General features: G+C 62.9%; 22 protein-coding genes. 13 read left to right on the top strand and 9 right to left on the bottom strand.

The annotated features are described in order from the left end of the window. Positions 1-270, bottom strand: a complete 270-nt coding sequence (locus OEZ49_RS15500; protein WP_263389169.1) for a DksA/TraR family C4-type zinc finger protein — start codon at positions 268-270, stop codon at positions 1-3. 69 nt (positions 271-339) lie between these two features. Beyond that, on the bottom strand, positions 340-1,212 hold the full coding sequence (locus tag OEZ49_RS15495; protein WP_263389168.1) for a lysophospholipid acyltransferase family protein: 873 nt from the start codon (positions 1,210-1,212) through the stop codon (positions 340-342). A gap of 371 nt (positions 1,213-1,583) precedes the next feature. On the opposite strand from OEZ49_RS15495, the gene OEZ49_RS15490 reads away from it, so the two are divergent. Further along, positions 1,584-2,762: a dipeptidase gene (locus tag OEZ49_RS15490; RefSeq protein ID WP_263389167.1), complete on the top strand. Its 1,179-nt coding sequence runs from the start codon at positions 1,584-1,586 to the stop codon at positions 2,760-2,762. A gap of 193 nt (positions 2,763-2,955) precedes the next feature. Then, a complete protein-coding gene (locus OEZ49_RS15485) occupies positions 2,956-3,123 on the top strand; it encodes a hypothetical protein (protein ID WP_263389166.1) in 168 nt (55 codons plus the stop codon). A gap of 90 nt (positions 3,124-3,213) precedes the next feature. Here OEZ49_RS15485 and rpoH read toward each other — a convergent pair whose 3' ends face one another. Next, a complete protein-coding gene (gene rpoH, locus OEZ49_RS15480) occupies positions 3,214-4,110 on the bottom strand; it encodes an RNA polymerase sigma factor RpoH (protein ID WP_263389165.1) in 897 nt (298 codons plus the stop codon). A 150-nt stretch (positions 4,111-4,260) separates the two neighbouring features. Further along, positions 4,261-5,289, bottom strand: coding sequence for an RluA family pseudouridine synthase (locus tag OEZ49_RS15475; protein WP_263389164.1), 1,029 nt, complete (start codon positions 5,287-5,289; stop codon positions 4,261-4,263). On the opposite strand from OEZ49_RS15475, the gene OEZ49_RS15470 reads away from it, so the two are divergent. The 6 genes from OEZ49_RS15470 to metG all read left to right on the top strand — a co-directional run bounded on the left by OEZ49_RS15470 (position 5,276) and on the right by metG (position 11,512). Further along, complete coding sequence (locus tag OEZ49_RS15470) at positions 5,276-5,596, top strand: DUF6476 family protein (protein ID WP_397545676.1); 321 nt, start codon at positions 5,276-5,278, stop codon at positions 5,594-5,596. The genes OEZ49_RS15475 and OEZ49_RS15470 overlap by 14 nt on opposite strands. A 295-nt stretch (positions 5,597-5,891) precedes the next feature. Further along, positions 5,892-6,545, top strand: a complete 654-nt coding sequence (locus tag OEZ49_RS15465; RefSeq protein ID WP_263389163.1) for an ImuA family protein — start codon at positions 5,892-5,894, stop codon at positions 6,543-6,545. Between the two features lie 19 nt (positions 6,546-6,564). Further along, on the top strand, positions 6,565-7,779 hold the full coding sequence (locus OEZ49_RS15460; protein ID WP_263389162.1) for an MFS transporter: 1,215 nt from the start codon (positions 6,565-6,567) through the stop codon (positions 7,777-7,779). A gap of 35 nt (positions 7,780-7,814) precedes the next feature. Next, positions 7,815-8,411: a YceI family protein gene (locus OEZ49_RS15455; protein WP_263389161.1), complete on the top strand. Its 597-nt coding sequence runs from the start codon at positions 7,815-7,817 to the stop codon at positions 8,409-8,411. Positions 8,412-8,488: 77 nt separating this feature from the next. Then, the gene (locus tag OEZ49_RS15450) at positions 8,489-9,712 is read left to right on the top strand and encodes an MFS transporter (protein WP_263389160.1); all 1,224 of its coding nucleotides are present in this window, start codon (positions 8,489-8,491) and stop codon (positions 9,710-9,712) included. A gap of 81 nt (positions 9,713-9,793) precedes the next feature. Continuing rightward, positions 9,794-11,512: a methionine--tRNA ligase gene (gene metG, locus OEZ49_RS15445; protein WP_263389159.1), complete on the top strand. Its 1,719-nt coding sequence runs from the start codon at positions 9,794-9,796 to the stop codon at positions 11,510-11,512. Between the two features lie 127 nt (positions 11,513-11,639). Here the strand turns inward: metG and OEZ49_RS15440 are convergent, their stop codons facing one another. The 3 genes from OEZ49_RS15440 to OEZ49_RS15430 all read right to left on the bottom strand — a co-directional run bounded on the left by OEZ49_RS15440 (position 11,640) and on the right by OEZ49_RS15430 (position 14,749). Beyond that, positions 11,640-12,962, bottom strand: coding sequence for an aspartate aminotransferase family protein (locus OEZ49_RS15440; protein WP_263389158.1), 1,323 nt, complete (start codon positions 12,960-12,962; stop codon positions 11,640-11,642). Further along, positions 12,959-13,717, bottom strand: coding sequence for a 3-keto-5-aminohexanoate cleavage protein (locus OEZ49_RS15435; RefSeq protein ID WP_263389157.1), 759 nt, complete (start codon positions 13,715-13,717; stop codon positions 12,959-12,961). The genes OEZ49_RS15440 and OEZ49_RS15435 overlap by 4 nt, the downstream gene beginning before the upstream one ends. 78 nt (positions 13,718-13,795) lie before the next feature. Next, on the bottom strand, positions 13,796-14,749 hold the full coding sequence (locus OEZ49_RS15430) for a GlxA family transcriptional regulator (protein ID WP_263389156.1): 954 nt from the start codon (positions 14,747-14,749) through the stop codon (positions 13,796-13,798). Positions 14,750-14,957: 208 nt separating this feature from the next. Between OEZ49_RS15430 and OEZ49_RS15425 the strand changes: the two genes are divergently transcribed. From OEZ49_RS15425 to OEZ49_RS15415, 3 genes are all read left to right on the top strand, one after another. After that, positions 14,958-16,130, top strand: a complete 1,173-nt coding sequence (locus OEZ49_RS15425; protein WP_263389155.1) for an efflux RND transporter periplasmic adaptor subunit — start codon at positions 14,958-14,960, stop codon at positions 16,128-16,130. A gap of 3 nt (positions 16,131-16,133) precedes the next feature. Continuing rightward, positions 16,134-19,280: an efflux RND transporter permease subunit gene (locus tag OEZ49_RS15420; protein WP_263389154.1), complete on the top strand. Its 3,147-nt coding sequence runs from the start codon at positions 16,134-16,136 to the stop codon at positions 19,278-19,280. 63 nt (positions 19,281-19,343) lie between these two features. Then, the gene (locus OEZ49_RS15415) at positions 19,344-20,558 is read left to right on the top strand and encodes an MFS transporter (protein ID WP_317853178.1); all 1,215 of its coding nucleotides are present in this window, start codon (positions 19,344-19,346) and stop codon (positions 20,556-20,558) included. A 70-nt stretch (positions 20,559-20,628) separates the two neighbouring features. On the opposite strand, the gene OEZ49_RS15410 is transcribed toward OEZ49_RS15415, so the two are convergent. Next, positions 20,629-21,123: an RrF2 family transcriptional regulator gene (locus tag OEZ49_RS15410; protein ID WP_263389153.1), complete on the bottom strand. Its 495-nt coding sequence runs from the start codon at positions 21,121-21,123 to the stop codon at positions 20,629-20,631. A gap of 106 nt (positions 21,124-21,229) precedes the next feature. On the opposite strand from OEZ49_RS15410, the gene OEZ49_RS15405 reads away from it, so the two are divergent. Together OEZ49_RS15405 and OEZ49_RS15400 are read left to right on the top strand one after the other, a co-directional pair. Further along, complete coding sequence (locus OEZ49_RS15405) at positions 21,230-21,658, top strand: carboxymuconolactone decarboxylase family protein (RefSeq protein WP_263389152.1); 429 nt, start codon at positions 21,230-21,232, stop codon at positions 21,656-21,658. 64 nt (positions 21,659-21,722) lie between these two features. Then, on the top strand, positions 21,723-23,054 hold the full coding sequence (locus OEZ49_RS15400) for a tyrosine-type recombinase/integrase (RefSeq protein ID WP_263389151.1): 1,332 nt from the start codon (positions 21,723-21,725) through the stop codon (positions 23,052-23,054). Between the two features lie 614 nt (positions 23,055-23,668). Here the strand turns inward: OEZ49_RS15400 and OEZ49_RS15395 are convergent. After that, positions 23,669-23,884 (bottom strand): hypothetical protein, encoded by a 216-nt coding sequence (locus tag OEZ49_RS15395; RefSeq protein WP_263389150.1) that lies wholly within the window; start codon positions 23,882-23,884, stop codon positions 23,669-23,671. Between the last annotated feature and the right edge of the window lie 137 nt (positions 23,885-24,021).

Raw genomic sequence — 24,021 nt, 5'->3', positions numbered from 1 at the left:
TCATTTCAGCTGGCTGTCCTTGGAGCCGCGCCGGTTGATGCCGCCGCGCGCCTTGTAGGTGCCGTCGCGTTCCTGCTGACAGTCGAGGCACAGTTTCACCCCCGGGATCGCCTGCCTGCGCGGCTCGGGGATCTCCTCCTCGCATTCGGCGCAATGGGTCAGGCTCTCGCCCACCGGCGCGCGGCGCGCCTGCATGCGCGCCAGCTCGTCGGTTATCGACGCCTCGATCTGTTCGCTTACCGCGCCGTCGCGGGCCCAACCTCCGGCCATGTTTCACCTCCGCTCTGCGGTCGAGATTACCGCCCGCGCCACGCTTTGAAAAGCTTTGCCGGTTCGGCCTCACTTAGACGGCTGGTCTTGCCCCGCAAGCGGCTGGCTGGACCCGTAGAGCCCGGGCACCAGTGCCTCGGCGCTGGCTTTCAGGCTTTCGGGTCGCGTACCCGGCGGGTGTGGCGCGCCGTAGAATACGTCGTAGGAGCCGCCCAGTTTTTCCATCAGTTCAGCGGCATATCGCAACGAGCCGACCATGGCACCGAAGTTTTCGTCGTCGCCGCTGACAAACTGGGCCAGTCTGCGCAGACCGTAATAGTAGCGCGTGTTTCGCGCGTCGAGCGCAGCGGGAACAACTTGCGTTTGGCAATGGAGCGACATGCGGGTTGTCCCGCTGCGCCACTCTGGTTCGACGAGTCGGCCGTTCAGCAGGCTCGGCACCCGGCCCGATCCGAAAACCAGCAACGCGCCCTCGCCCATCAGATGGGCCTCCATTGCGGCCAAAGTGGCATTGGTGGAAACAGCGCGGTTGCGTTTGTCGATATCGACCGGGACGATGCTGTCCTCGCCCAGAAACCGCTCGGTTTCCCGGTTGGCAACCACCTTGAGATCCGGGCGCCGGTCCAGCAACGCACCGGCATGGGCAACGAAATCGAACATACCGGTCGGATGCGTGGACGCGATGATGACCCGACCGGCCGCCGGGACGTTTTCCAGCCCATGGGCCACAACCGTCGTGCCTCCATTACGGCCCAGAATGTGATCGACCAGCGCCTTGCCATTCAGTTCGGCAATCTCGTCCAGCAGATCCTCGGTTTCGCGCAAGGCTACAAACGGCTGGCGAAAGAACAGACGACTGATGGCATCCGTTACGTTCAGGCACGAGCGCACCAGACCCAAACCAAACCTGTTTTCTTCCGAGAGATGCAGACGGTCCCGCAAGACCGCATCCAGCGGGTTATCAGGGCGATCGGTAGTATGCGATCGTTGCGCGTTTTGCATTTGGCCCCACTGTGCCGAGTTTATTCAGCTTCGTGCAATCCGTGGTCAAGTGCAATAATGGTACCGGACCTTGGTGTCCCGTTCCGGCCCAATGCAAACCAAAACCGGTTGCTCCTGGACCCCACACATAAGACATGCCCTTCATGGCCAATCGGGAGTCCGAGGCGACGGAGCCATCATGCGCCCTTTCATTGCCTTGTCCGAACGTCACCATGCCACCGCATTAATCCGCCCGACCCGACGCAGGGTCAGTCTTTGTCCTGACATGTTCGCCGCTTAGGCTGGCGCCAAATCGCATCATGGAGTGGGTCATGCGGAAGTTTTTGAAATGGGTGGCCCGGCTCTTGGCGCTGGCGGTGGTGATCGGAGCCGTGGGGTTCTTCGGTTTTCTGCCCGCCTATGTCGAGGACACATCGAACAACGTGATCGAACACGCGCCCTATCCGGTCAGCGACCGCGCCGCCGCCCTGCACAAGACGCTGGTCGTGGGCGACTGGCATGCCGATCCGCTGCTCTGGAGCCGCGACCTGAGCCAGCGCGGCACCCGGGGCCAGGTCGATGTGCCCCGCCTGATCGAGGGCAACGTGGCCTTGCAAGTCTTTACCGCCGTTACCAAATCGCCCGCCGGGCAGAACTATGACAGCAACTCGGCCGAGGCGTTTGACAATATCACCCTGCTGGCGGTCGGCCAGCTCTGGCCGCTGCGCACCTGGACCAGCCTGCGCGAGCGGGCGATCTGGCAGGCCGAAAAGCTGCACAAGGTCGAGGCCGCATCTGATGGGCGCCTCAAGATCATCAAGACCGCCGCCGATCTGGAAGCAGTGCTCGCCGCCAAGGCGGGTGGCGAGGCGGTGGTGGGCGGCATCCTGGGTATTGAGGGGGCGCATCCACTCGAGGGCGATCTGGCCAATCTCGACCCGATCTTTGACGCAGGCCACCGGGTCTATGGGCTGCAACATTTCTTCGACAACGAGCTGGGCGGCTCGCTGCATGGCGAAGCCGATACCGGCCTGACCGAGTTCGGCCGCGCGGTGGTGACGGAACTGGCCCGCCGTCCGGTGGTGATCGACCTGGCCCATTCCAGCCAGCAGGTGGCGCGCGACGTGCTGGCGATGACCGACATGCCGCTGGTGGTCAGCCATGGCGGGCTGCACGGCCACTGCCCGGTAAAACGCAACTATCCCGACGAGCTGATGCGCGAGATCGCCGCCACCGGCGGGGTAATCGGCATGGGCTACTGGGCCGAGGTCGCCTGTGACGACATCACCCCCACCGGTATCGCCAGGATGATCGTCAAGGCGATCGAGACGGTGGGCGCCGATCACGTCTCGCTGGGCTCCGATTATGACGGGTCGGTGGAAACCGCCTTTGACACTTCGGAACTGGCCGCGCTTACTTCCGCCCTTCTGGATGCGGGCGTGAGCGAGGATCAGATCCGCAAGGTGATGGGCGACAACATGGTCCGCGTCCTGCGCGCCCGGCTGCGCTAGGGCCGGGCCTGGCCCCACTCAGCGAATCCTTGGGAGAAGACCGTGGAGATTGTCCTCGAATTCATTGTCACCCTGTTGGCTGCTAGGATCTACGGCACCGAAGAGCGGCCCAGATCGCCGATCTGGCGCAACACTGTGCGCGTCATCGCCTTTGGTGGTGCCGCTCCTATCCGGTCTTGGCCTTCTGGGGCTCATGCCTGTCATCGACTATCCAATTGCCGCCATGGTGCTTTGGATAGTTTGCGGTCTGATCGTCCTATTTGGGGAATATGAGGCCGGCTCCAAATGGGTAGCTAGCGCCGCAATTGTCGCCGTCGTCATCCTGATCCTGTTGGCATTGATCACTTGGCTTGCCGAGTAGCCGCGTCACCATCTCCGGACCGCAAGAAACAAGAAGGGCCCCGCCGGGCCCCTCTCTTCATTCCGCCATAAATACTCACCTGCGGGCCGGTCAGGCCGGGATCAGCATACCCTTTTCGCGAGCCAGCTCGCGCATGCGCTTTTGCAGCTTTTCAAAGGCGCGCACCTCGATCTGGCGGATGCGTTCGCGGCTGACATTGTATTGCGCGCTCAGATCTTCCAGCGTCACCGGCTGGTCCATCAGGCGGCGCTGGGTCAGCACATCCTTTTCCCGGTCATTGAGCACGTCAAGCGCCGCAACCAGCAACTCGCGCCGTGCCTCCAGCTCATCCCGCTCTTCGTAATCGGTGGCCTGATCAGCGTCTTCGTCCTCAAGCCAGTCCTGCCATTGCATTGACCCTTCGCCCTCGGCGCCCACGGTCGCGTTCAGCGACGCGTCACCGCCCGACATACGCCGATTCATACTGATCACGTCGTCCTCGCTCACACCCAGATCCTTGGCGATGCGGGCGACGTTTTCGGGGTGCAGATCGCCCTCTTCGAGGGCGCCGATCTTGGCCTTGGCCTTGCGCAGATTGAAGAACAGCTTCTTCTGCGCGCTTGTGGTGCCCAGCTTTACCAGCGACCACGAGCGCAGGATATATTCCTGGATCGCGGCGCGGATCCACCACATGGCATAGGTCGCCAGACGGAACCCTTTTTCCGGGTCAAACCGCTTGACCGCCTGCATCAGGCCCACATTCGCCTCGGAAATCACCTCGGCCTGCGGCAGGCCATAGCCGCGATAGCCCATTGCGATCTTAGCCGCCAGGCGCAGGTGGCTGGTGACCATCTTGTGGGCCGCCGCGCTGTCCTGCTCCTCAACCCATCGCTTTGCCAGCATGTATTCCTCTTCCGGCTCTAGCAGCGGGAACTTGCGGATTTCCTGCATGTAGCGGTTCAATCCACCTTCAGGCGTGGGCGCCGGGAGATTTGCATAATTTGCCATTATTCGTGTCCCTCCCAAATGTTTAAGGACTTAACATAGGATATGGGTCACCTATCCTGCCCATTCAAGTACCAATCAGTACAGTTCCAAAATTAAGCTTCGATTAAGAAAATGTGAGACCTTGGTTATCACCTTGCCGTGCGGATTGTTTCACCGCCTCCGCAGGATGTCGAGTAAATCGCTGAAATCCTGCGGCAGCGGCGAAGAGAACTGCATGGCCGCGCCGGTCACCGGATGTTCAAAGCCCAGGACAGCGGCATGCAGCGCCTGGCGCGGAAACCCTGCCACCGCCTCGACCGCCTCGGGCGACAGCGCCTTTGGCGACAGTTTGCGCCGCCCGCCATAGACCGGGTCCCCCAACAGCCCATGGCCGGCATGGGCCATGTGCACACGGATCTGATGGGTGCGGCCGGTTTCCAGCCAGCAGTCGATCAGCGAGACCGCCGCCGGGATGCCAAAGCTTTCGATCACCCGCGCTCGTGTCACCGCATGCCGGCCACCGTGGAAGATCACCGCCTGTTTCTGCCGGTCATGCGGGTGCCGGGCCAGCTGCGTGGTCAGGCGCAGCACATTTCCCGGCTCGAAACTGGCCCCTTTGACCCCGCGCAGGCGCGGATCGCTGCCATCGGGCACACCATAGCAAAGCGCCGCATAGTGGCGATCGACGCTATGTGCCTCGAATTGGGCCGCAAGGCCGTGATGTGAGGCGTCGCTCTTGGCCACAACCAAGAGGCCGCTGGTGTCCTTGTCTATCCGATGTACGATACCGGGCCGTTTCACACCGCCCACTCCCGACAGATTGTCGCCGCAATGGGCCAGCAGCGCGTTGACCAGCGTGCCCGAGGGTGTGCCGGGCGCCGGATGCACCACCAACCCCGCAGGCTTGTCGATCACGATCAGATCATCGTCCTCGTAGACCACGTCGAGCGAGATGGGTTCGGGCGCGATATGGCTTTCATCGGCTTCCTCAATCGCGATCCGCACCCTTGTGCCTTCTTCGATACGCGCCTTGGGATCGGTGATCACCTGCCCACCGACCGAAACCGCACCCTCGGCGATCAGCCGGGCAAGCCGGGTGCGCGACAGGGCGGCTGCGTCTGGCACATCGCGCGAAAGCGCCTTATCAAGGCGGGGCGGCGGTGCGGCCGCGATGTCGAATTCCACGATGCGGGTGCCCATGAACGTCCCTTCCGAGTCAGAGATACCGCAGGAAACCCCACAGCTAAAACTGCTGCGGCGCATGGTCATGGCTTTGACCGCGGTGATGATTGGCGGGGTTCTAGTGACTTTCGCGTTGATTGTCATCCGCCTGAGCGACAGAACCCCGACACTGCCGGAGCAGGTGGAATTGCCGGATGGGGCCGGGGCGCTTGCTGTGACCATCGGTTCCAACTGGTACGCGGTTGTCACGGATGACAACCGCATCCTGATCTTTGACAAGACCACGGGGAAACTGCGGCAGTCGGTGGCCCTGTCAACTGACTGATCGAATTGAACGCTATCCTTTGGTATAGCCCCCTATCCACTTGAGCTTTGGTGCCCATCTCTACCGTTTGCTAGGTGTATACGAGCGAAACATCGCCACTCACCAGGTGTCAGGCCCGCATTAGGGGACTTTGCGGGCCTGACCGGTTCCCTGGAAATCCCTCAGCTTTAGGCTTTGTTCTGACCGGCTTGATCGGAGTTTGGCATGGCTTGAAGGCATGTCTGGACATTCTGTCTGGCGCACGCATAGGAATAACCCAATTGAGAACATAAAGTGAACACATTATGTTCTCAACATGCCGACTCAACTCCTGTCCTCCCGATCCTCCGCGCGTGAACCGGTTCTTGCCCTGCATCCCGAAGCCCAGTTATCTTTGGCCCGCGCGCACGAGGCCTGCGGCCCGGCACGGCGCACATTTGCCTTGTGGCTAGCGGAGCGGATGCAGGGGCCGATACTCTGGCTCTCGCCGCCCTGGGAATCCGGTCGCCCCAATCCCGACGGGATGGCGGCCTTCGCCGATCCAGGGCGATTTCTTTTTGTGCATCCGAACCGGAATGATGATCTGTTGTGGTGCATGGAGGAGGCCTTGCGCAGCGGTGCGGTGCCGCTGGTGGTGGCCGACCTGCCCGGCCCGCCCGGGCTGACGCCGGTACGCCGGTTGCATCTGGCCGCCGAACAGGGGGCGATGCGGGGAACGCCGGCGCTGGGTCTGCTGCTGTGCCCGGGCGAAGGCGGCGCGCCGGGGATCGAAACCCGCTGGCACATGGCGACCGCCCATCTTGCGAAGACGCAACGCTGGACCCTGACCCGCAGTCGCGCCCGGACGCTGCCGCCAAAGACCTGGCTGGCCACTCGGAAAAGATCCGGGGGCGGGCTGGATCTGCAAACCCCGGCCACGGCTGACAGGGTCGGCCCCGATGCCGAAAAAGTCACTGGTCAATTCTCCTGACCAGCCCTAGCGTGCCGGCATGACTCATCCGGTTCATGACAGCGCCTATTCCTGGTTCCGACTGGCCATCACCCTGGCCATTGCGGCGGTGTCCTCTGCCGGAATGTGGGCGGTGATCGTGGTGATGCCCGCGATCGAGGCGCAATTCGGCACCGGTCGGGCCGCCTCGTCGATGCCCTATACGCTGACGATGATCGGCTTTGCCTTTGGCAACATGTGGCTGGGCCGCCTGGTCGACCGGATGGGTGTGACCCGCGCACTGATCGGGGCCGCGCTGCTGTCGGCGCTGAGTTACCTGCTGGCGACGCTGGCACCGACCATCCAGTTGCTCTCTCTGGCGCATCTGCTGATGGGGTTGGGCACCGCGATCGGATTTGGGCCGCTGATGGCGGATATCTCGCACTGGTTCATGCGCCGGCGCGGTATTGCCGTGGCGGTGGTGGCCAGCGGCAACTACCTGGCCGGCGCCATCTGGCCCGCCCTGATGGCCGATGTGCTGGCCGGGCGCGGCTGGCAGGCGGTGTATCTGTCGCTGGCGGTGCTGACACTGGCGGTGGTGATCCCACTCTCGCTGGTGCTGCGCCGCAGGCTGCCGGACGAGGCGCATCTGGCCGCCGCCGCCACCGCTCAGGTCAACGCGCGCAGCGTCGGGCTCGGCCCCCGGCCGCTGCAATACCTGCTGGGCATCGCCGGGATCGGCTGTTGCGTGGCCATGTCGATGCCTCAGGTCCATATCGTGTCCTATTGCGTCGGGCTGGGCTATGGCCCGGCGGTGGGGGCCGAGATGCTGTCGCTAATGCTCTTGGGCGGCGTGGTCAGCCGGATCGTGTCCGGCCTTGTCGCCGACCGCCTAGGCGGGCTCAGGACCCTGCTTATCGGCTCGGTGCTACAATGCGCGGCGCTGTTCCTGTTCCTGCCCTATGACGGGATGGTTCCGCTTTATGTGATCAGCACACTCTTTGGGCTGAGCCAGGGAGGCATCGTACCCAGCTATGCCCTCGTGGTACGGGAATACATGCCCCCGCGCGAGGCCGGTGCCCGCGTCGGCTTCGTGCTGATGATGACCATCCTGGGCATGGCGCTTGGCGGCTGGATGTCGGGCTGGATCTATGATCTGACCTCCAGCTATCAGCTCGCCTTCATCAACGGTATCGCCTGGAACGCGCTCAATATTGCCATCGCGCTCTGGCTGCTGTCGCGGTCCCGGCCGCGGGCACATGCGGTTCCCGTCTGACAGTTCGCCGGACACCGGCCCAAAGGAGGTCGTCCATGCCCCTTCTCACCCGCCGCGCCCTGCTTGCCGCCATCCTGATGTTGCCCGCGCTGGGGCCCGCGGCCGCCGCTCCGACGCGCTATGTTCTGGATCGTGACCGGTCCGAGGTGGGTTTCAGTTTCGATCTTGCCGGGACACGGCTGCGCGGCACCATGCCGGTGGCCCGCGCCGAGGTGCTGGTCGACCTCTCGGACCTGAGCCGCAGCAGCGTCGAGGTCACGCTTGATGTCGCCAGGGCACGGGTCGCGCTGCCACTGGCGCGGCAGGCGATGCTGGGGCCAGACATCCTGTGGGCCGAACGCTATCCCGAGATCTGCTTTGTTTCGGCCCGCGTCCGGTTGGGCCCCCAGGGCCGGATCTCCGAAGGCGCCAAGATCGTCGGCCACCAGACCATCCGCGACGTCACCCGGCCCGTCACCCTGCGGGCCGCGCTCTACCGCCAGCCCGGAAGCGCGCCCGAGGATCTGGACTTCCTTGAAATCCGGCTGACCGGAAGCGTCAGCCGCCGTGCCTATGGCGCATCGGGCCGCGCCGATATCGTGCGGGACCGGGTCGATCTAGACATATCCGCCACGATCCGGCGCGCGGAATGACAAAAGGGTCGAAATCGACCTCAAAACGTCGATAAATCAGAGGACACCTCTGCCCCACCCCATTACCAGCCAAAGTCATGCGCACAATCATTTCCTTTGCCGCCCTGTTCCTGTCCGTCATCCTGCTGCAACTGTCGACCGGCGGTGTCGGGCCGTTGGATGCGATTTCCGGCATAACGCTGGGTTTCTCCAAAGGAGAGATCGGCATGTTGGGTTCGGCGCATTTCTTCGGCTTCTTCATCGGCTGCTGGTGGGCACCGCGCCTGATGGGGTCGGTCGGCCATTCCCGGGCCTTTGCCGCCTGCACTGCCCTGGGCGCCATGGGGCTGATCGGCCATACCCTGACCGAAGATCCCTATGCCTGGGCGGTGATGCGGGTGGCGTCGGGCATCTGTGTGGCTGGCTGCTACACCGTGATCGAGGCCTGGCTGAACGCCAAGCTGACCAACGAGATCCGGGGCCGCGCCATGGGCACCTACCGGATCGCCGATTCCGGCGCTTCGCTCTGTGCGCAGCTGATCATCGCAGTGCTGCCGCCCGCCTCCTACGTGTCCTATAACCTGCTGGCGATCCTGTGCTGTGCGGCGCTGCTGCCGCTGACGCTGAGCAAGGCGTCCCAGCCCGAAACCCCTGAAGCTCCGCGTCTTCGGCCCAGGTTGGCCTGGGCCTGTTCGCCGCTGGCTGTTGCCGGGGTCATCGTGGCCGCGGTCAGTTCCGCCTCGTTCCGGATGGTCGGACCGGTCTATGGTCAGGAGGTCGGGCTGGCGGTGAACCAGATCGCCTTCTTCCTCGCCGCTTTTGTGCTGGGCGGGGTCGCGGCGCAATACCCGGTCGGGTGGCTGGCCGACAAATACGACCGCCGGTGGGTACTGATCTGGGTCTCGGTCGCGGCGATGGGCGCCTGCGGCGTGATCGCGGCGGCCGGTGGGACCGGCACATTGGGCGTGATGCTGGCGGCGGGGCTGTTCGGCTTTACCTCCTTCCCGATCTTCTCGATCTCGGCGGCCCATGCCAACGACTTCGCCACCTCGGAACAACGGGTCGAGCTGTCAGCGGCGCTGATGTTCTGGTATGCGCTCGGCGCCATCGCCGCCCCCTATATCGCCTCGACCCTGATCGAAGGGTTCGGGCCGCCCGCGCTCTTTGGCCTGATCGCCACCGCGCATCTGTTCCTGATCGGCTTTGGCCTGACCCGGATGCGTGCCCGGCCCACGCCCGAAGAGCGCACCAGCTATGTGTTCTCACCCCGGACCTCGTTCACCATCGGGCGCCTTCTGAAACGCTCGCGCGAAGAGAATTAAGGGCTTGCCCCGAAAAGGGGATTTCTCCCCTTGTCTGCCTGCGCTAAAGGAAGCCCACACGATTTTCGCGGAAGTGGGACTATGGCACGTATTCTGATCACCTCGGCGATCCCTTACATCAACGGGATCAAGCACCTCGGCAATCTGGTGGGCTCGCAACTGCCCGCCGATCTCTATGCGCGCTATCAGCGCGGCCGGGGTAACGAGGTGATGTTCCTCTGCGCCACCGACGAGCACGGCACCCCCGCCGAACTGGCCGCCGCCAAGGCGGGCAAACCGGTTGCGGAATATTGCGCCGAGATGCACGAGGTGCAGGCCGATATCGCCAGCCGCTTTGGCCTGAGCTTCGACCATTTCGGTCGCTCATCCAGCGCGCAGAACCACAAGCTGACCCAGCATTTCGCTGGCAAGCTGGCCGAGAACGACCTGATCCGCGAAGTGAGCGAGCGGCAGGTCTATTCCAATGCCGATGGCCGGTTCCTGCCCGACCGCTATATCGAGGGCACCTGCCCCAATTGCGGTTACGACAAGGCGCGTGGCGACCAGTGCGAGAACTGCACCAAGCAGCTGGACCCGACCGACCTGATCGAGCCGCGCTCGGCCATTTCCGGATCGACGGATCTCGAGGTACGCGAGACCAAGCACCTTTACCTGCGCCAGTCGGCGCTCAAGGATCAGCTCGACGCCTGGATCGACTCGAAATCCGACTGGCCGGTGCTGACCACTTCGATCGCCAAGAAATGGCTGCATGACGGCGACGGCTTGCAGGATCGCGGCATCACCCGCGATCTGGACTGGGGTATTCCGGTGAAGAAGGGCGCGCAGGACTGGCCGGGTATGGAGGGCAAGGTCTTCTACGTCTGGTTCGATGCGCCGATCGAATATATCGCTTGTGCGGGCGAATGGGCCGAGGCGCATGGCAAGAGCGACGCCGAATGGGAACGCTGGTGGCGCACCGACAAGGGCGCGGATGACGTTCGCTATGTGCAGTTCATGGGCAAGGACAACGTGCCGTTCCACACGCTTAGCTTTCCGGCCACGCTGATCGGTTCCGGCGAGCCGTGGAAGATGGTCGACCACCTGAAATCCTTCAACTACCTGAACTACGATGGCGGCCAGTTCTCGACCTCGCAGGGCCGCGGCGTCTTCATGGATCAGGCGCTGGAGATCCTGCCTGCGGACTATTGGCGTTGGTGGCTCTTGTCCCATGCGCCGGAAAACAGCGACAGCGAGTTCACCTGGGAGAATTTCCAGGCCAGCGTGAACAAGGACCTGGCGGATGTGCTGGGCAATTTCGTCAGCCGCATCACCAAGTTCTGCCGCTCGAAATTCGGCGAGACCGTGCCGGAGGGCGGCGCATACGGCCCGCAGGAAGAGGCACTTATCGCGGAACTGACGACGCGGGTTCGCGCCTATGAGGCCCATATGGAGGCGATGGAGGTCCGCAAATCGGCGCAGGAGCTGCGCGCGATCTGGGCCGCCGGCAACGAGTACCTGCAAAGCGCCGCCCCCTGGACCCTGTTCAAGACCGACCCGGTGCAGGCGGCGGCTCAGGTGCGGCTGGGGCTGAACCTGATCCGGCTCTACGCGGTGCTCTCGGCCCCGTTCATCCCTGCCTCCTCGGCGCGGATGCTGGAGGCGATGCAGACAACAGACGACAGCTGGCCCGAGGATGCGGCCGGCGCGCTGAGCGTTCTGGCCCCGGGTCACGCTTTCACGGTGCCCGAAGTTCTGTTTGCCAAGATCTCGGACGAGGATCGCGAAGGCTGGCAGCAGCGGTTTTCCGGCGTGCGGTCCTGACCGCACGACAAGGTTTCATCGAAACCTTGTAAACACGATTTGATTCAAATCGTGTTCCAGCGCCTTTCCAAGGCGCTGGAGACAGGAATTTCCAAAAATTCCTGCCCCCGTTCAGCCGCTGTGCTTGTCAACGCAACACGTCCTCAAGTGCGGCCGCGAGTCTTTGCGCAATCAGCCCGGCGTCCTCCTCGGCCATGACAAACGGCGGTGCCAACAGAACGTGGTCTCCATTGCGCCCGTCGCGTGTCCCAGGCATCGGGTAACAGATCAGCCCCTGCGCCATGGCGGCCTTCTTGAGCTTGCCCGCCACCCCTTTCGCCGGATCGTACGGTTCCTTGCCATCGCGATCGGCGACCAGCTCCACGCCCCAGAACAACCCCCGGCCCCGGATGTCACCCACGTTGGGATGTTGGCCAAACGCCTTGCGCAACTCCCGTTCCATGACCGGTTCCAGCGCCCGAACCCGCGCGGGCAGGTCGCGCTCCAACATCTCTCGCACCACCGCCAGCCCGGCGGCGGTGGCGACCGGGTGGCCGATATAGGTATGCCCATGCTGGAAAAAGCCCGAGCCACTGGCGATGGCGTCATAGATCGCCCCCGAGCACAGCATCGCGCCCACCGGCTGATAACCCGCGCCCAGCCCCTTGGCGATGGTGACGATGTCGGGCCGCACCCCTTCGCCCGTGCAGGCAAAGAGATGACCGGTGCGCCCCATGCCACACATCACCTCGTCGAGGATCAAGAGTACGCCGTACTTGTCGCAAATCTCGCGGATGCGGGCGAAATACCCTTCGACCGCCGGCACCGCGCCCAAAGTGGCCCCCACCACCGGCTCGGCGATAAATGCCATCACCGTTTCCGGGCCAAGGCGCAGGATCTCGGCCTCCAGTTCATCCGCCGCGCGGCGGCCATAGCCGGCCAGGCTCTCGCCCTCGGCCCGTTCGGCATATTCATAGCAGGGCGCGATATGGCTGACGCCGATCAACAGCGGATCGAACTGCGCCCGCCGCCAGGCATTGCCGCCCGCCGCCAGCGCCCCCAGGGTGTTGCCGTGATAGCTCTGCCGCCGGGCGATCAGGTGGCGCCGTTCGGGCTGGCCCACTTCCAGATAATACTGCCGCGCCAGCTTGATCGCGGCCTCGACTGCCTCGGATCCGCCCGAAACAAAATAGACACGTTCGATCCCCTCGGGCGCGTTGGCGATCAAGAGATCGGCCAGTTCCTCGGCCGGGTCCGAGGTGAAGAACCCGGTATGGGCAAAGGCCAGCCGGTCCACCTGATCCTTGATCGCCTGCCGCACCCGTTCGTTGGAATGGCCCAGGCAGGACACGGCCGCCCCGCCCGAGGCGTCGAAATAGCGCTTGCCGGTGCTGTCGATCAGGTAGCAGCCATCGCCGCCCACGGCAGTGGGCAATTGCGCGTGGCAGTGACGGGGGAAGACATGGCTCATGCCGCTTTCCTTTCCAGGTGATGCCGGAGCGAGGCCACCGCAGCGGCATTGTCGGGCCAGGGGCTGCCATCGGGGGACAGCAGGTTGTTCTCGAATCCGACGCGCAGAATCTCGGCGCCCACACCGGCACCGGCAAGCAGACAGGCCTGTTCCTGCGCGCCAAAGGCGCAGAGGCCCAGCCGCAAACCATCCAGCGCCGGGGCAAGCGCGGCCAGTTCCTCGGGTCGGCCTGCACGCGGCGGTGCATAGGCGCCCAGCACGCAGATCACCTCGTCCTGTTCAGGACGGATGATCCCCGCCGCCCGGCTCTGCGCCAACAGGTCCAGATCGGCGCGGTCATAGGCGATATGCTGAAGGCGGATGCCCTGATCGGCGGCCAGTGCATAAAGGCGCGGTGCCAGATCCGGATCGCGCGCGATCTCGCGTAGCGAGACGCTGGCCCAGGCCGGGCGCAGCGCGTTAAGGCAGGCGAACTGCTCGGCCGGGCCGTAGATGCCCGCCGCTTCGGTGGTGATCTGCACTGCCATGGTCGGCACCGTGCGCGCCAGTTCACCCAGCGCCTCGCGATAGCGACCCGCATCCAGCGAATGCGCGCCATCGACGTCACGGATATGCAGATGCAGCGCGCCTGCCCCTGCAGCATGGCAGAGGATGGCCTCTGCTACGATATCTGCCAGGTCGAGCGGCAGTCGGGCATGATCGGCCTTGCCGCGCCGCGCCCCATTGGGGGCGACCATTATCAGGGGGTGGGTCATTTAGCCTCCGCGTGTATCAAAGACAAACTAGACCAATCGTCCAAACCTCACTTGATCCTTTACGACACATCAATTGACCTAATTCGACGATCTGTCCTGCGACGGCAGCAGACCGAACACCCGCTTGTAGGCACGCCCGAACCCCGCGGGACCATATCCGTAATCGAGCGCGATCTCGGTCAGGCTGCGCCGCCCGGTTTGCACCTCGGCCCGCGCCTCGGTCAGCCGGAGTTCCGTGTAAAGCTCATTGGGCGTTTTGCCGAACTGCCGTGCAAATACGCGCTCCAGCTTGCGCTCTGTCACCCCCTGAACACGCGCGATGTCGGCGACCCGCATCGGCGAATACAGGTTGGCCCGCATCAGGCGCAAGGCGGCAAAAGCTATCGGATCATCCGTTTCGAACCGCATTTCAAGCGCGCGCCTTTGCTGGACCTGACCGCCGCGGACCGCGTCGATTACCAACCGGGCGGCGATTTCGTCGGCAACCTCGGCGCCCAGATCACGCCGCAACACACTCAGCATCATGTCGGTCGCAGCGCCCCCTCCCGCACAGGTCATCACCGCCCCGTCTACCAGAAATAAAGAGGCACTGACTTTAACCTCTGGGTGGCAATCGCGAAGATAGGCCACGTCTTCCCAATGGGCGGCCACACGGCGACCGTCCAGAATGCCCGCCTGTGCCAGCCGCACCACGCCCGACGAGATGCCCCAGACCGGATGTCCCCGGCGCACCCATCCCCGGATCAGTGCCGCCAGCGCCGGTTCCTCGCTGCGATTGGCGCGGACGCCCGCCACCACCACAACAACAGACCGGTGCGGCACCTGCGCGGCCCCAAAATCGGGGATCAGCCGGAACCCGTTCGAGGCCGCCACAGGCTCACCCGACAAGCTGGCGGCACTGTAAGCATAGCCCGAGCCCGGCCGAACCCGCTCGACCAGGCGCAGCACCTCGACCGCCGACGAAAACGCCTGCATCGTGAAACCGTCGTCGAGGACAAAGACGAAATGCTTGCCTTCTTCGGGTCTTGTCATGGCGGTTTCCCGGTTTCTTTCGATCCGTTCAAACTAGACCCGGCCACTGCGGGGTGAAAGCCCGCATGAAGCCTCCGTTGGCAAGGCTACGGTTTGCTTGAGAAATCCGGCCTTTGCCGTCATTGTCGTTTCAAACCCGGATCGACTCGGACCGCATCCCGGCGGACCAGGTCGATAGCGGCCCAGACACTTTTGAAGAGGTTCTCTGATGCAAGGCAATTTTACCTTATTCGGTTTCTCCGGCCCGGGTGCGGGGGTTCGAGCGGCAGCCCTCTCGCTGGCATTGGGCCTTGGTTTTTCCTGTTCCGCAGCGGCGCAATCGACCGAGCAGCCCGCGCCAAAGGTATCGGTGGCCGCCGCATACTCGCAGGACATCACGCAAGAAGCGGTTTTCATCGGACGGGGCGATGCGATCGACAAGGTCGATATTGTCGCCCGCGTGAACGGCTTTTTGCAAGAGCGCATGGTCGAGGACGGTAGTGTTGTGGCCGAGAATGACCTGCTGTTCCGCATCGAGCCCGACCTCTACCAGGCGACCCTCGATGCTCGCAAGGCGGACCTGGACAAGGCCCAGGCGAACCTGGAATTGGCAAAGGTGGAATTGGCCCGCAAGGAAGAATTGTTGCGGCGCGAGGCAACCCCGGCTTCCGAGGTCGATATCGCCCGCGCCAACGAACTGGTGGCCGAAGCGGCTGTGAAATCGGCGCATGCGGCGGTCCAGCAGGCCGAGCTTGACCTCAGCTATACCGAGATCCGCGCGCCTTTCTCCGGTCGTATGGGCCGGGTCACCACATCCCAAGGTGATGTGGTTGGCCCGAGCAATCCGCCGCTTGTGACCCTGGTGCGCGAGGCACCGATCTATGTCAGTTTTGCCCTGAATGAAAAACAGCTGGTCAATGTCCTTCAGGAACTGGGGGAAACCACCGACAGCCTGGCCCAAAGCAAGCGCAGCCCGGACGTGCATGTCACCCTGCCCAACGGCACCAGCCTGGACGAAACCGGACGCATCGTGTTCATCGACAACCGGATCGACCCGCTGACCGGCGCGATCGTCCTGCGGGCCGAATTTGCCAATGAGAAACGGCTGATCGTCGACGGGTCCTTTGTGCATGTGCGCATTTCGGCGCTGGAGCCGACAAGACAGGTCCTGATCCCCCAGGCGGCATTGCAGCGCGACCAGCGCGGCGAATTCGTTCTGGTGGTCAACGACAAGCAGATGGTCGAACAACGTTATGTCACCACCGGCGACACGGTCGGCAACGCCGTCATCGTGCTGGACGGCATGCGCGAGGGTGAAAGCGTCATCGTGGAGGGCCTGCAACGCGTGCGGCCCGGCGTGGCCGTCGACGCGGTCGTCGCCGCCGAACAACCCAAGGATTAAGCCATGTTCTCGGCGCTTTTCATCAGCAGGCCGAAACTGGCCTTTGTCATCTCTCTGGTTCTGACCATCATGGGGGCCATCGGGTACATGGCCTTGCCGGTCGCCCAGTTTCCCGACATCACGCCGCCGGTGGTCAGTGTCTCGGCCAACTATACCGGCGCTAACGCGGAAACGGTTGAAAACGCGGTGGCCGCTCCGATCGAGGCACAGGTCAACGGCGTCGACGACATGCTGTACATGACATCCAGCTCGGCCGACAACGGATCGTATTCGCTGAGCGTGACCTTCGAGGTGGGAACCGACCCCGACATCGCCTCGGTCAACGTGCAGAACCGGGTGGCACAGGCGCTGTCGGCGCTGCCGACCGAGGTGACGAACTCGGGCGTTGTGACCCAGAAATCCTCGACCAACATGCTGATGGTGGTCACCCTCACCTCGCCCAATGACACATATGACAGCGTATTTCTGTCGAACTATGCCTCGATCAATCTAAAGGACGCGCTGGCGCGGGTTCAGGGGGTGGGCAAGGCCGATGTGCTGACCGACCTCAAGTATGCCATGCGCATGTGGATGGACGCCGACAAGATGGCGGCACTGGGGATCACGCCCGGCGATCTGATCGCCGCCATCCGGGAACAGAATCTCGAAGTGTCGGCGGGCCAGATCGGCGCACCACCCGCGCCCGAGGGCCAGACCTTTCAATACACGATCAAGTCCAAGGGCCGTTTGAGTTCGGTCCAAGAGTTCCAGAACATCGTGGTGCGGACCGGCAACGCCGGGGCCATTGTGCGGGTCGGTGATATCGCCCGGGTCGAGCTGGGGGCCCAGTTCTATAACGCGTCCGGGTATTTCCAGGGCAAACAGGCGACAATCCTGGCGATCTACCAGGCGCCGGGCGCAAACGCGCTGGCGGTGTCCGAGCGTGTCACGGCCGAGCTGGAACGGCTCTCGCGCGCCTTCCCCGCCGATGTCGAATACGAAATCCCGTTCAACACCACGGACTTTGTCGAACAATCGCTGAATGACGTGGTCACAACGCTGATGCTGACCTTTGTTCTTGTGGTGTCGGTGGTGTTCGTCTTCCTGGGAAGCTGGCGGGCCACGCTGGTTCCGGCGGTGGCGATCCCGGTCTCTCTGATCGGGACCTTCGCTTTCCTTCTGGCCTTTGGCATGTCGCTGAACACCATTTCGCTCTTTGCGCTGGTGCTGGCCATCGGCATCGTGGTGGACGATGCGATCGTGGTGGTCGAGAACGTCGAACGTATCATCGCCGAAGAGGGGCTGAGCCCGCCCGAGGCGACGCGCAAGGCGATGGGACAGATCACCGGCCCGGTGATTGCCACCACGCTGGTGCTGCTGGCGGTGTTCGTGCCGGTCACCTTCATGCCCGGTATCACCGGGCGGCTCTACTCTCAGTTCGCTGTTACGATCTCGACCGCGGTCGTGATCTCCTCGATCAACGCGCTGACCCTGTCGCCCGCCCTGTGCGGAATGGTGCTCAAGGCTCGCTCAGGCCCGCCCAAAGGTCTGTTGGCGCTGTTCGAAGGCGTCATCGGCAAGACCCGCGACGGCTATGTCGCCATCGTGCGCAAGCTGCTGATCTTGCCGGTCGTCTCGCTCGGCATCATCGCGGCGCTGGGTGTGGGTACCGGGACCTTGTTCGGCAATACCTCTAAAGGGTTCCTGCCGCTGGAGGACAACGGCTATCTCTTTGTCGACGTGCAACTGCCGGATGCGGCCACGCTGGCACGGACCGAAACGGTCACCGACCGGCTGAACGAGCAGTTCCGGGCCATCGACGGTGTTGCCAATACCGTTCTGGTCAACGGGTTTTCGATGCTGAACGGCGTGACGCCCAATGGCGCGATGATCATCGTCAACCTCAATAACTGGAGCGAACGGCAAGAGGAGCATCTGAGCGCAAACGCCATTCTGGACCAAATCCTCACCATCGCCTGGGGCGAAAGTGCGGCCTCGATCGTGGCCTTCAACCCACCCCCGATCCAGGGTCTGGGCATGTCGGCAGGGGTTGAAATGGAGGTGCAGCAAACCGGCGGTGGCTCGGCCCAGGATCTGGCCTCGGCCGTCGGTTCGCTGGTCTATGCCGCCAACCAGCGCCCCGAGATTGCGCAAAGCTACACCACGTTCCGCGCGAACGTGCCGCAGCTCTTTGTCGATCTGGACCGGGAAAAGGCGAAGACACTGGAAGTCTCCGTGGCCGAGGTTTTCCAGACCATGCAGGCGCATCTGGGGTCGTATTACGTGAACGACTTCAACCTGTTCGGACGAGTCTACCGGGTGATGATCCAGGCCGAGGGCAGCTATCGCGACAAGGTCGAGGATATCGGCAACCTCTACGTCCGCTCGACCAAGGGCGAGATGGTGCCGCTGGGCACGCTTGTCGATGTCGAAAACGTGCTCGGGCCCGTGCTGTTGAAACGGCACAACCTGTTCCGGTCCGCGACCGTGACGGCAGTTCCCACCCCTGGTCTGTCCACGGGCGACGCGATCCGGGTGATGACCGAGGAAACGGCCAATGCCCTGCCGCCCGGATATGCCTTTGAATGGACCGGCACCGCGCAGCAACAGTTGAGTTCGAGCGGAATGGTCCAGGTGATCCTGGGTCTGGCGGTGCTGTTCGGCTACCTGTTCCTGGTCGGGCAATACGAAAGCTGGTCGATGCCGGTCTCGATCCTGCTGTCGGTCATCGTCGCGATGTTCGGCGCGGTGCTGGCGGTCGCCATCGTCGGTTCGGACATCAACCTTTATACCCAGATCGGCATGATCATGCTGGTCGGCATGGCGTCAAAGAACGGTATCCTGATCGTGGAATTCGCGATGGAACAGCGTGCCAAGGGGATGAGCATCCGAGAGGCAGCCGCCGAGGCCGCGCACCAGCGCTTTCGTGCGGTGATGATGACGGCGCTGTCCTTCCTGCTGGGCGTGGTGCCGTTGCTGACGGCGAACAGCGCCGGAGCCGCCAGCCAGAAAGCTATCGGCACCGCCGTCTTTGGCGGCATGCTGGCCGCGACGGTGATCGGCGTTGTTCTGGTGCCGGTGCTTTATGCGGTGATGCAGGGCGCCCGTGAATGGGTGAAAGGCAGCAAGGACCCCGAACCGCCCACCGATACGCCGACCCCGGCCGAGTGACCCCGATGCCCCGCTTTACGGCGGGGCATCCTCCATCAGGACAACGTTTCGCGCCATAGACCCATGATCGACGTTCTGCGCCACCGCGCCTATCGCCACCTCTTCGCTGCTCAGGTGGTGGCGCTGACCGGAACCGGACTCACCACCGTCGCGCTGGGGCTTCTGGCCTATGACATGGCCGGAGACGAGGCCGGCCTTGTGCTGGGCACCGCCCTGACCATCAAGATGCTGGCCTATGTCTTTCTGTCCCCCGTCGCAGCGGCGGTGACCGAGGCCATGGACCGGCGTCGCGTTCTTGTGACGCTTGACCTGATGCGCGCCGCCGCAGCGCTGAGCCTGCCGTTCGTGACCGAGATTTGGCAGGTCTATGTGCTGATCTTCGTGCTTCAGGCGGCCTCGGCCGGGTTTACGCCGACCTTTCAAGCCACCATTCCAACCCTTCTGACCGACGAAGAGGATTATACCAAGGCGCTTTCCCTGTCGCGGCTGGCCTATGACCTGGAAAGCCTGGTCAGCCCGGCCCTGGCGGCCGCCCTGCTGAGCGTGGTGACCTTTGACACGCTGTTTGTGGGAACCACATTGGGGTTTTGCGGCTCGGCCCTGTTGGTGGCCAGCGTTTCCCTGCCCAGAATCGTCGCGAGCAAGCGCCGCGGCATCTGGGACCGCACCACCCGTGGCCTACGGTTGTACCTTGCCACACCCCGCCTGCGGGGGCTGCTGGCGCTGAATTTCGCCGTGGCCATGCCGGGCGCAATGGTGCTCGTCAACACGGTACTGATGGTAAAAAGCGGGCTGGGCGGGTCGGACCGGATGGTCGCGCTGGCGCTCGGCGCCTTTGGCGGCGGCTCGATGCTGGCCGCGATTGCCCTGCCCCGGCTGCTGACGCGCCTCAGCGACCGTTGGGTTATGCTGGCGGGAGGGGTGGCAATGGCTGTGACCGGACTGGCGCTGGCGCTCTGGGTGAGGCTGTTTGACCTGTCCTTCCCGCCGCTTTTGCTGGCCTGGTTCGTCAGTGGCATCGGGTTTGCGACCGCGCTGACCCCTTCGGGTCGGCTCTTGCGCCGCTCTGCCGGACCCGAGGATCTGCCCGCACTCTTTGCCGCCCAGTTTGCGCTGTCGCATGCCTGCTGGCTGCTCGCCTATCCATTGGCCGGTTGGCTGGCCACCGTCACCACGCCCGAGTTCACGCTGGCGGTTCTGGCCCTTTTCGGCCTGGCGGGATGCCTGTCAGCGGCCCGTCTTTGGCCCCGCGCTGATCCCCGCCATAAGCGATCATGACAACCTGTGTTCTCGGCACAGCACGAGTACCAACGCAATCCGCGTCTCAGACCACAACGACCCCCTACCCTCAGCGCTGTTTGTCCTGGATAAACCCACCCACCGCGCGCATGTTCTCGGGACCAATCTCGGCCCGGGCATCCGCCATCAGGTCGGCCAGGCTCTGCCCCCGCAGCGACGCGCGCCAGGCCTCTTCGGCGGTCATCATGCGGCGCTTGATGAAACAGTCCCGACGATAGGCGCAGGGGTCGTTGCTGGTCACATCGCCCTTGCGCCGGATTTCACGACAGACAAAGGCCGGTCCGGGACCATCCACCGCCTCGACCACGTCGAGCAGCGAGATCTGCCCCGGCGCGCGGGCCAGACGGAACCCGCCGCGTGGCCCCGGCACCGCCTCGGTCACACCTGCGGCGGTCAACGCGCGCATATGCTTGAGCAGGTAGCTTTCCGACAGGCCGTGCAAGGCGGCCAGATCACGGCCGGATAGGACCTTGTCCTCGGGAAGCTCCGCCAGAACCGCCACACAATGCAGCGCCGCCTCAACCCCATCTCCCAATCGTCGCATGCCGTCCCTCCGCCCTGTCTTGCCGATACCTGCTTGCCCTTGCCAATCATAGATATAAACTATCGATGATTTTTCTGCAACACATGACCCGAAAGGACATCCGCCCATGCGCTTTGACTTCAGCAAGCAGACACCACAGATTTACGAGGCCATGCTGGCCCTGAACACCGCCATCTCCCAGGCCAATCCCGACAGCCGCCTGGTCCACCTGACCAAGATCCGGGTGTCGCAGATCAACGGCTGCGCCTATTGCGTCAACATGCATGTGAAAGAGGCGCAGCGGGACGGTCTGCCGGATATGCTGCTGCATCTGATCGCGGTCTGGCCGAAAACAAGCGCCTTCACTGCCCGAGACCGGGCGGCGCTGGCCTGGGCCGAGACGCTGACGCGGCTGGAGCGGTCCGAGGTTTCAGATGCCGATTATGCGGCGGTGCACGCAGAACTGTCGGAACAGGAAGTGGCAGCGCTCACCGCTTCGGTCGCAATGATGAACCTGTGGAACCGCATGGGCACCGGCGCCCGCCTTCCGGTCTGATCCTTATCCACCGGCATTCGCCTGTCAACGCGGGCGCTGCCGCGAAAAAATCTGATCCAAAGGGATGAATGGTGCGGTCGAGACGCATATATGTTTGCAAACACCACCCCACACTATCACACACAATATATTGATATATAATCTTTTATATGCAATATTCACCCAAGACTCGCCGATTTTGATCCGGTTTGAGCGTGGGGCAAGTGTGGGGCAAAATGTGGGGAAACTGACAGCGCAGACGATCAAGGGATTGGGCGACGGAACGCATCAGGATGGCAGCGGTCTCTTCTTGAAGATACGCGGCAAAAGCAAAACTTGGACATACCGTTATCAGTTGGAAGGGCGGCGGCGCGACATGGTCTTGGGGAAATATCCAGACATGTCCCTTAAGGAGGCCCGAATGGCCCGTAACGATGCTTACAGAGCGAAGGAAAACGGGGTCGATCCGATTGATGCCCGCTCATCGCATCGTGAAATCGCCACGGTCTCGGAGATGGTGTCCGAAGCGTTCAATGCAATCCGGGGCGATCTGAAGCGTGGCGGCAAGGCAGGTCGCTGGATGTCACCCATGAACACACACATCATTCCGAAGCTGGGTGACAAGGATGTCACGTCGATCACAGGAGCCGATATCCATGCGACCCTTGCGCCGATCTGGCGAACGAAGACCAGCGCTGCTGAAAAGGCGCTGCAACGCCTCGGGATTGTTCTTCGTCATGCTGCTGCGAAGTATCCCGGACAGATTGACATGTCCGCCACGGTCAACGCGCGAACCTTGCTGGGTTCTCAGGCCCACAGGGTCGAGCATATCCCGGCCATGCCTTGGGCGGACGTGCCAGCCTTCTATGCGCGCCTTGGCACCACCGGCGCGGGACTGGCCCTGCGAATGTTGATCCTGACAGCGGCCCGATCCACGCCGGTCAGGCTGGCCACGGTCGATCAGTTCGATGCGGATGTATGGACGGTGCCGGGCGAAAACATGAAATCGGGCGACCCGTTCCGCATACCGTTGTCGAGCGAAGCGCAGCGGATCGTGACACATGCTGCTCCATTGGCGCGGGGCGGGTATCTGTTCGTCGGCCACCGGGGGAAGCCTCTAAGTGACATGAGCATGACGCAAGTCATGAAGCGCGCCGGGTTACCATATCGCCCCCATGGCTTCCGCAGCAGTTTTCGGGACTGGTGCGCCGATCACGGTGAGGACTGGAACCTTGCCGAGGTGGCACTCGACCACAGAGTCGGCGGCAAGGTCCAGCGCAGCTATCAGCGCTCGGACCTGCTCGACCGTCGTCGCCCTCTGATGGAACGCTGGGGAGCGTGGGTAGCGGGTGAGCAATCACCCCATCAGCATCGCAACCGCCAGCCAACCGACCAACGCACCGCCGACGATCTGTGAAAGAAGAATCACCACCCGTAACGGTGTGGACGGTGTGGCGATCACCACCGTCACGGCCTTTGAAGGCGCGAAACAGCAATCGTCCGCAAAACCATTGCCAAGGACCGCCAAGAACAGCACGATGTCTGGTACAGGCAGTCACTTGGGGCTAATCCGTTGAACCCGCGAAACTCATTCCAATCGAGGGTACGCCGTTCATATTGGATTTGGCTCGTGGGATTGGCGTTCCCTTTCTTGGTGGCAACGATTTGGGTACTACTGCCATTTCCGGTTTTCATCCTTCCCGATAAAGCCACCCTTTGGTTAGTGAATGTCACCGGTTTGAATTTCTTGGGGGGGCGCCTGCCGTATGTTCCCGGACTAATGCTGTCTTTGCCCGCAATCATATTCTTTGCACTTTATTCCCAAGGCACCAAATGGCACCGTTTAGCATTGTTGATGTTGTATTTGGCTGCGCTTGTATTGATTTGGATTCCTTTGAGGTTTTGGATGTTCTTTATAGCGACCAACTTTTAGCGAGCAGTCGCGCGATCCGTCTTATCGAAACCTTATAACACTCAATTATTTGATTTTTTTCAGGGGTCACTGGGAAGCGTGATCTGTACGCTGCTTCGTCACCCCATCGCCCAAGCAATCGTCAACCAACCGACCAACGCACCGCCGACGATCTGTGAAAGAAGAATCACTGCCCGCAACGGTGCGGACGGTGCGACGATGACCGTCACGGCCAGTTGCGGGTTTTGGCGGTTTCGGATCGTCACGTGTTGTGAAAGATAATGAACGTAGGCTACGTTTTTTGCGAGATGCCGACTTTCGCTGAATTTAACCAATCACTTTGCCAAGAACCAAACTAAGGATTTGCTTTCAAAAAAATTTAGGCTCTGGACCTATAAATCGATCCCTGCGCCAACGGCAGCTTCAACCGAGAGCCGACACTGGCGAAATACACGGCTATGACCGAGTTGCG

This window comes from Ruegeria marisflavi, assembly GCF_025673445.1.
GTDB lineage: Bacteria > Pseudomonadota > Alphaproteobacteria > Rhodobacterales > Rhodobacteraceae > Ruegeria_B > Ruegeria_B marisflavi.
The sequence above is the reverse complement of the archived record's forward strand: the minus strand, read 5'-3'. Positions and strand labels throughout refer to the sequence as shown.

What these genes read in the sequence shown, in the direction of transcription:
- OEZ49_RS15500 (WP_263389169.1), bottom strand. Translation starts at nt 270, where the DNA reads ATGGCCGGAGGTTGGGCCCGCGACGGCGCGGTAAGCGAACAGATCGAG.
- OEZ49_RS15490 (WP_263389167.1), top strand. Translation starts at nt 1,584, where the DNA reads ATGCGGAAGTTTTTGAAATGGGTGGCCCGGCTCTTGGCGCTGGCGGTG.
- OEZ49_RS15485 (WP_263389166.1), top strand. Translation starts at nt 2,956, where the DNA reads ATGCCTGTCATCGACTATCCAATTGCCGCCATGGTGCTTTGGATAGTT.
- rpoH (WP_263389165.1), bottom strand. Translation starts at nt 4,110, where the DNA reads ATGGCAAATTATGCAAATCTCCCGGCGCCCACGCCTGAAGGTGGATTG.
- OEZ49_RS15470 (WP_397545676.1), top strand. Translation starts at nt 5,276, where the DNA reads ATGCGGGTGCCCATGAACGTCCCTTCCGAGTCAGAGATACCGCAGGAA.
- OEZ49_RS15475 (WP_263389164.1), bottom strand. Translation starts at nt 5,289, where the DNA reads ATGGGCACCCGCATCGTGGAATTCGACATCGCGGCCGCACCGCCGCCC.
- OEZ49_RS15465 (WP_263389163.1), top strand. Translation starts at nt 5,892, where the DNA reads ATGCCGACTCAACTCCTGTCCTCCCGATCCTCCGCGCGTGAACCGGTT.
- OEZ49_RS15460 (WP_263389162.1), top strand. Translation starts at nt 6,565, where the DNA reads ATGACTCATCCGGTTCATGACAGCGCCTATTCCTGGTTCCGACTGGCC.
- OEZ49_RS15455 (WP_263389161.1), top strand. Translation starts at nt 7,815, where the DNA reads ATGCCCCTTCTCACCCGCCGCGCCCTGCTTGCCGCCATCCTGATGTTG.
- OEZ49_RS15450 (WP_263389160.1), top strand. Translation starts at nt 8,489, where the DNA reads ATGCGCACAATCATTTCCTTTGCCGCCCTGTTCCTGTCCGTCATCCTG.
- metG (WP_263389159.1), top strand. Translation starts at nt 9,794, where the DNA reads ATGGCACGTATTCTGATCACCTCGGCGATCCCTTACATCAACGGGATC.
- OEZ49_RS15440 (WP_263389158.1), bottom strand. Translation starts at nt 12,962, where the DNA reads ATGAGCCATGTCTTCCCCCGTCACTGCCACGCGCAATTGCCCACTGCC.
- OEZ49_RS15435 (WP_263389157.1), bottom strand. Translation starts at nt 13,717, where the DNA reads ATGACCCACCCCCTGATAATGGTCGCCCCCAATGGGGCGCGGCGCGGC.
- OEZ49_RS15430 (WP_263389156.1), bottom strand. Translation starts at nt 14,749, where the DNA reads ATGACAAGACCCGAAGAAGGCAAGCATTTCGTCTTTGTCCTCGACGAC.
- OEZ49_RS15425 (WP_263389155.1), top strand. Translation starts at nt 14,958, where the DNA reads ATGCAAGGCAATTTTACCTTATTCGGTTTCTCCGGCCCGGGTGCGGGG.
- OEZ49_RS15420 (WP_263389154.1), top strand. Translation starts at nt 16,134, where the DNA reads ATGTTCTCGGCGCTTTTCATCAGCAGGCCGAAACTGGCCTTTGTCATC.
- OEZ49_RS15415 (WP_317853178.1), top strand. Translation starts at nt 19,344, where the DNA reads ATGATCGACGTTCTGCGCCACCGCGCCTATCGCCACCTCTTCGCTGCT.
- OEZ49_RS15410 (WP_263389153.1), bottom strand. Translation starts at nt 21,123, where the DNA reads ATGCGACGATTGGGAGATGGGGTTGAGGCGGCGCTGCATTGTGTGGCG.
- OEZ49_RS15405 (WP_263389152.1), top strand. Translation starts at nt 21,230, where the DNA reads ATGCGCTTTGACTTCAGCAAGCAGACACCACAGATTTACGAGGCCATG.
- OEZ49_RS15400 (WP_263389151.1), top strand. Translation starts at nt 21,723, where the DNA reads ATGAATGGTGCGGTCGAGACGCATATATGTTTGCAAACACCACCCCAC.